This is a genomic window from bacterium (genome assembly GCA_027622355.1).
GTDB lineage: Bacteria > UBA8248 > UBA8248 > UBA8248 > UBA8248 > JAQBZT01.
Map to the genome: position 1 here is coordinate 1 of JAQBZT010000190.1, position 5,920 is coordinate 5,920.

Genomic DNA, 5,920 nt, shown 5'->3' on the forward strand with positions numbered 1-5,920 from the left:
GAGAATGGTGCCACCGGCTTGGATGATGACGAAACGGTCACGCTGTAGGTCGAGTCCCACCGCGCCGGTGACGGCGCCCTCTTCGGTCAGAAGCTGGAAGATGAACAGATCTTCGATGACGCGGATGTTTCTACGGGTGGACCGTTTAATTTCACGAACGAGGGCCGTCTGGACTTTCTTGCCAGTGGTTTCATTGTAATGGACGCCTCGGTTGTATCTGAGGCCAGGAGAATTCAGCTGGTAAAATCGGCCGTCCTCCGTCTTATACCAGGACAATCCGTACCGTTCGAGATCGTAGACGGTCTTGGGGGCACCCCACGTGAATGTCCGGACCAGATCCTGATCGGCGAGAAAGCGGGAATAAATGACGCTGTCCTCAAAGTGGATTTGAGGAGAATCCTTGGGGTCCGCGTGCCCCAGCGCGGCGTCGTATACGACGCAGGCGAGATTCGTCGTGCCCGACTTGCCGAACACTCCCTTCGCCACGAGAATAACATCAGCGGAGTGCTCACTCGCCTCGATGGCCGCACGGCAGCCCGCAGCGCCAGTGCCGATGACGAGAACATCACAAGAATACCGCTCTTCTTCCATTTCAGGAGTCCCCATTGTCTTGTTTTTTCTTCGCCTGCAATGCGAGCCATACCCGCTCGGGAGAGAGCGGAAGTTCCTTGATTCGCACGCCCGTCGCCTGCGCCAAAGCGTTGGCGATGGCAGGCGAGGCTGCGATGTTCCCGCTCTCGCTCACCCCTTTTGCCCCGTAAGGACCAGGCCCCCCACCCTGCTCCAAAATGTCCGAACGGAACTCTTTTGGAAGATCCTCGAAGGTCGGAACTCGGTAGTCGATCAGATTCGGGTTAATAAGTTGGCCATCCTCGACGACCATCTCCTCGAACAGGGCCGCGCCGATACCCTGCATGGAAGCCCCCTCGTCCTGTGTCTCGACGAGCTCGCGGTGGATGGCGTAGCCCGCGTCGATCACCGAGGCGTAGCGGCAGACCTCAATCGCACCCGTGGATTCATCCACCTCCACCTCTGCCGCACCGACGGAAATCTCCCAGAAAGAGCGATCTCCCACCACGCCTCCCTCATCCTCCATGCGGACCATGCCATCGCCGCCAAGCTCACCCACAGGCATCCCGAAGTAAGCCTCAATCACCTCGCCGTAGGAGTGACCCTCCCCGTCCCGGAAAACCTGACCGTCGGCGACGGTGATTTTCTCCAGAGGCATGTCCCACAAATCGCCCGCTGCTTTTGCCAGTGCACTCCGAACATTGTCACACGCGCGCTTGACGGCCTGTCCCATTGAAACCGTCGTCCGGCTCATCGATGTAGCCTGATCATAGGGGCTGATCGCGGTGTCGGGAGGGCTGAGTCGGACCTTCTCCAGCGGAAGGCCGAGTTCCTTGGCCGCGATGATGCGCATGACCGTAAAAGCCCCCTGGCCCACCTCAACGCTTCCCATGAGGACCGTCGCACATCCGTCGGCGTGAAGCCGGATTGAAGCCTGAGAGACTGTTTGGCTTCCGCCACCATCCTTAAAGCCCATGGCAATCCCGCGGCCGCGCCGCTTGCCCGGGGAGGATTTCAGCGGAGCGTCCCAGCCCACCAGATCGAGCGCCCGGCCGAGGATTTCGTGGACATCGCAGTCCAGGGGACGTTTGCCGGGAACGTAGATATCTCCGCGGTTGAGGAGGTTTTTCTTTCGGATCTCCACCGGATCCAGAGCGAGTTGCTCGGCAATCATGTCCATCTGGGACTCACATGCCCATCCCACCTGTGGCGCTCCGAAGCCACGATAGGAACCGGAGGGGATGTTGTTCGTGTAGACGGCGTAGCAATCCACCCAGAGGTGGGGAATCCTGTAAGGACCTGGGGCCCGGTACCCGGCCTTGTTCGCCACCCGCGGACCGGTGTCGGCGTAGGCGCCCGTATCGATGATGATTTCAACCTTTTTCGCAACGAGCGTTCCGTCGCCCCTTACCCCCACACGGCTTTTCACCACGGCGGGATGGCGGGTGATCGACCGGAACATCTCCTCCATCGAGAGCTCGACCTTGACCGGCTTGCCCACTTTCCAGGCCAGTGCCACCGCGAGGGGCTCAGCCTTTGAGTAGGCTTTCGAGCCGAAGCTGCCCCCGATGTAGGGGACGATCACACGAACCGCGTTCACAGGAAGACCGAAGAGAAGGGCGATGTCTTTTTGGACCGGGAACGGATGCTGGGTGGAGGACCAGATGGTCACCTCGCCGGACTGAACCTGGGCGATGGATATGAAGGGCTCAAGAGGGACGGCATGGATGGCGGGGAGGCGGAAGGTGTCCTCCAGAACGAGGTCCGCCTCCTCAAATCCTTTTTCCACGTCTCCCTTGTCATAATGGTAGTGGTGGCAAATGTTGGTCCCAGGTCGGAACCGCAAGGTGTGGATGTCGGAGAAAAGAACTGAGGGCCGCATGGTCTCATGGACGATTGGGGCGTCCTCTTTCATCGCCTCTACAGGATCGAGGATGGGGTCCTCCTCTTCATAGTCCACATCGATGAGATTCAACGCCGCCTCGGCTACGGCCGGGTCCTTGGCCACGACCGCCGCGACAGGTTCCCCCTCATGCCGAACCACGTCGATGGCGAGGATGGGCTGATCCTTCATGGCCACGCCAAAGTAAGGATCCATCTCACGCAGATCGTCCCCAGTCAGGACCCCCGCCACGCCCGGCAACGAGGCGGCGGCCGACACATCGATGCTGCGGATCCTCGCCCGCGGAAGGGGGCTGCGCAGAACACGGGCGGTGAGCATGTCTGGAATGCACAAATCCCCCGTATAGGTCGCCTGACCTGTCACCTTTTCTCTGGCGTCTACGCGGAGCGGGTCGCTCCTATGGTTTTTATCCACCATTCATCTCCACAGCTGCCTTGCGGACTGCTTCGATAATCCGCCGATATCCCGTGCATCGGCATATATTTCCATTGAGTTGCCGGCGTATCGTCTCTTCATCTGGATTGTGCGTTTCCCGAAGCAAGGCCAGTGCGGCCATAATGAGACCGGAGGTGCAAAACCCGCACTGGAGTGCAAAGCAATCCACGAAGGCCTGCTGAAGGGGGTGGAGCTTGCCGTTCTCGGCCAGCCCCTCGATGGTTTCCACCTTCTTGCTCTCGATGTCGGCCGCCAGCATGGTGCAGGCGCTCACCGCCATGCCATCCACGAGGACGGCGCACGCTCCGCACACCTCCATGTCGCAAGATCGCTTGGCTCCCCTGAGTCCAAGCTCGTCTCGAAGAAAATCCAAGAGGAGGGTTTCGGGAAGAATCATCCTCTCATAGGCCTTTCCATTGACAATCGTCCGGAGGGGGATTTCCCTGATGGGTGGAACGCCGATGGGGCTCATTGTTGTTCCTCTCCAACTCCATTCAGGGCACGTCGCACCGCTCGGGCTGTAAACTCCGCCACCAGACCTCGCTTGTACTCGACCGAACCGTGGAGGTCGCTGATCGGATCCACGCCATTTGCCGCCAGAGCACCGACATCCCTGAGGTTGCCATCGAGGTCGGAATCGCTTTTGCCGCAGAGAGCCTCCTCCACCTCTCCCAACCGCCGGGCAGAGGGCTCGATGCAACCGACGGCCACACGGGCCTCTTCGATTCGGCCCGACTCACTCCGCCGGAGAAAAGCCGAAATGCCGAGGCTCGGCCGTTTATGTATTCCAAATTTCAAATAGGCACCGCTCCATCCATCGGAAAGTCGCGGTATCTCGATTGATTCGATAACCTCCCCGGGCCCGATGGCCGTCTCAAACGCTCCCGCCCAGAATTCCTCCGCTGGAACTTCGCGACTCCCTTTGGCACCCCGGATTCGGATCTTCGCCCCCCAAGCGATCAACAAGGTGGCCGGATCCGAGTGGGGCTCCGCAAACGCCAGATTCCCCGCCAGCGTACCTGTGTTTCTCACCCTCACATTCGCCACCTTGCCCTCCACCTCTGCAAGCAGTGAAAATTCCTCCCGGACAAGAGGAGAATTTTCCAGCTGGCGGTGGGTGACGCCGGAACCGATCACCAGAGCCCCGTCCCCCCTGCGGATTTCCAGACCAGCCAAGGATTTGACACCTTTGAGATCGACCAAATGCTCATATGAGGCAAAACCCTGCTTCATCAAGAGCAGGATCTCGGTGCCACCCGAAAACACCCGTGCGCTCTCGCCCTGCTTCTCCAGGAGTTGGAGCGCCTCATCCAGGGTGTCGGGGCGATGGAGCGTAAATGGCTGCATACGGGCTACGACTCACTTTCAATCATTTGCGCGAAAGAAGAAGTAAATTTCTCGAGACCCTCATGTACCTTGCGCTTCACCAGCCCCTCCCCGAGGGAGGCGATCTTTCCCCGGATTTCGGCATGGAGGCGAATTTCGACAGCCGTATGGTTGTCTCCTTCCGGCTCGAGACCAACGTCCGCACGCCAGCGTACCCGGGTTCCCAGCTTGTCGTCCGTTCCGCTGGCCTCGATGGCGAGACGGCGGTTTTCCTCGCTTTCGACGACATCAAGTTCCATCTTAATGCTCACCGAAAACGGCCCCACGCGTTCCACCACCGTGGCTCCGTAGCGCTTATTTGGCTCAATGACTTCAACCTTCTTGCATCCCTCGATGCATCCCGCTACCCCCTCGATGTTCCACAGGCCTTTCCAGACGGTTTCGGGGTCCCGATGAATCACCGCCTTCTTGTTAATATCCATTTCGTCTACACCCGAGATTAAGAAGCATCGATAAGATCACCTTCTTGGATGCGAGCTATCACCTGCGCCTTGATCGAATCCAGGCCGACCATTCGCTTCATTTCTTCACGGTGGAAACGGCCTTCTTTGCCGGAACGTTCCGCCCCTTCCTGTGTAAGGCGCCTCCGTCAACCCTCTCACCGGAAAATGAATTCGGCGACATCGAGCCGAGCATTTTGGAAAGCTCAGCCGCGCCGAGCAAGGCCGCCTTGCCAAGTACGGGCAATTGAGCTTCCGTGAACCGCTCGGTGGGACCGGAAATGCCCATTGCAGCCAGCACCTGACCACGATGGTCGAAGACAGGAGCCGAGATACCGGACACCTCCTCTCTCCATTCCCCTCGGCTGATGGCGAAACCCCTTGCACGGATTTTTCTGAGTTCGCTTCTGAAATCCTTCACCGTGCATATGGTTTTCGCGTTGAATCGCCTAAAACCCGCGAGGACGACTTCTTCCACATGGGCTTTCGAAGAATGGGCGAGGATAGCCTTCCCCGAGGCCACGCAATAAGCCGGCGCGCGGGCGCCCGTTCGTGAGACCAAGCGGATTGGCTGAGGGCTTTCCAGCGTCTGCACGTAGACTATTTCGACGCCGTCCAACATGGCGAGGTGAATCGTCTCTTGGGTCTCTTCCCACAAGCTCCGAAGAATTTCCCATCCCACCTCGGCGATATCGAGGTGTTCCAGTGCAGCCGCACTGAGATGGAGGATTTTAAGCCCGAGCTTGTACCGCCGGTTCTGGGGATCTTGCATGATATAGCCCCGCTCTTGCAGGGCGCGAAGGATCCGGTACTGCGTCGCCATCGGAATGTGTAGCAGAGCGTAGAGATCTTTGGCACTTAATTCTTTGGTGCGCGAAAAAGCTTCGAGGATGTCGAATGCCTTGTATAAAGCAGAAGGAGAGCCGCTCATATATATTCTCCATATTGATAATTAGTTTTCAGTATCAATAATTGTTAACCCCTGTCCTCTATTGTGTCAAGGGAAGATTCTTTCCTTGGAAAAGCGCATTCTGTGCCTACCTGTGCATGGTGAATTGATAATTTTAGATTGAATTGTAAAGGGCAGTCTAAAAGTGTACCGGCGGGGCGGCGCAATCGTGTGCCTGGCGAATTCTTAATTAAGCTGCAATCGGCGTCTGGAACAGGCCGCGGCAATGTGCCAGCC

At 58.3% G+C, this 5,920-nt stretch carries 6 protein-coding genes; all 6 read right to left on the bottom strand.

Going from position 1 to position 5,920, the window contains the following annotated elements; translation table 11 throughout:
- On the bottom strand, nt 1–606 hold a 606-nt coding region (locus O2807_10885), incomplete at its 3' end, for an FAD-binding protein (GenBank protein MDA1001002.1).
- Entirely contained in the window at nt 593–2,890 is a 2,298-nt protein-coding gene (locus O2807_10890; protein ID MDA1001003.1) for a xanthine dehydrogenase family protein molybdopterin-binding subunit, read from the bottom strand. The genes O2807_10890 and O2807_10885, both read right to left, overlap by 14 nt.
- Nucleotides 2,880–3,380 (bottom strand): (2Fe-2S)-binding protein, encoded by a 501-nt coding sequence (locus tag O2807_10895; protein MDA1001004.1) that lies wholly within the window; start codon nt 3,378–3,380, stop codon nt 2,880–2,882. The genes O2807_10890 and O2807_10895 overlap by 11 nt, the downstream gene beginning before the upstream one ends.
- The gene (locus O2807_10900) at nt 3,377–4,255 is read right to left on the bottom strand and encodes a xanthine dehydrogenase family protein subunit M (GenBank protein ID MDA1001005.1); all 879 of its coding nucleotides are present in this window, start codon (nt 4,253–4,255) and stop codon (nt 3,377–3,379) included. Before O2807_10900 ends, O2807_10895 begins: the two co-directional genes overlap by 4 nt.
- A 5-nt stretch (nt 4,256–4,260) precedes the next feature.
- Entirely contained in the window at nt 4,261–4,716 is a 456-nt protein-coding gene (locus tag O2807_10905; GenBank protein MDA1001006.1) for an SRPBCC domain-containing protein, read from the bottom strand.
- Nucleotides 4,717–4,813: 97 nt separating this feature from the next.
- A complete protein-coding gene (locus tag O2807_10910; GenBank protein MDA1001007.1) occupies nt 4,814–5,665 on the bottom strand; it encodes an IclR family transcriptional regulator in 852 nt (283 codons plus the stop codon).
- Nucleotides 5,666–5,920 lie beyond the last annotated feature (255 nt).

Bases quoted from the DNA above. Each gene is read 5' to 3' on its own strand.
- O2807_10890 (MDA1001003.1), bottom strand. From the start codon at position 2,890: ATGGTGGATAAAAACCATAGGAGCGACCCGCTCCGCGTAGACGCCAGA.
- O2807_10895 (MDA1001004.1), bottom strand. From the start codon at position 3,380: ATGAGCCCCATCGGCGTTCCACCCATCAGGGAAATCCCCCTCCGGACG.
- O2807_10900 (MDA1001005.1), bottom strand. From the start codon at position 4,255: ATGCAGCCATTTACGCTCCATCGCCCCGACACCCTGGATGAGGCGCTC.
- O2807_10905 (MDA1001006.1), bottom strand. From the start codon at position 4,716: ATGGATATTAACAAGAAGGCGGTGATTCATCGGGACCCCGAAACCGTC.
- O2807_10910 (MDA1001007.1), bottom strand. From the start codon at position 5,665: ATGAGCGGCTCTCCTTCTGCTTTATACAAGGCATTCGACATCCTCGAA.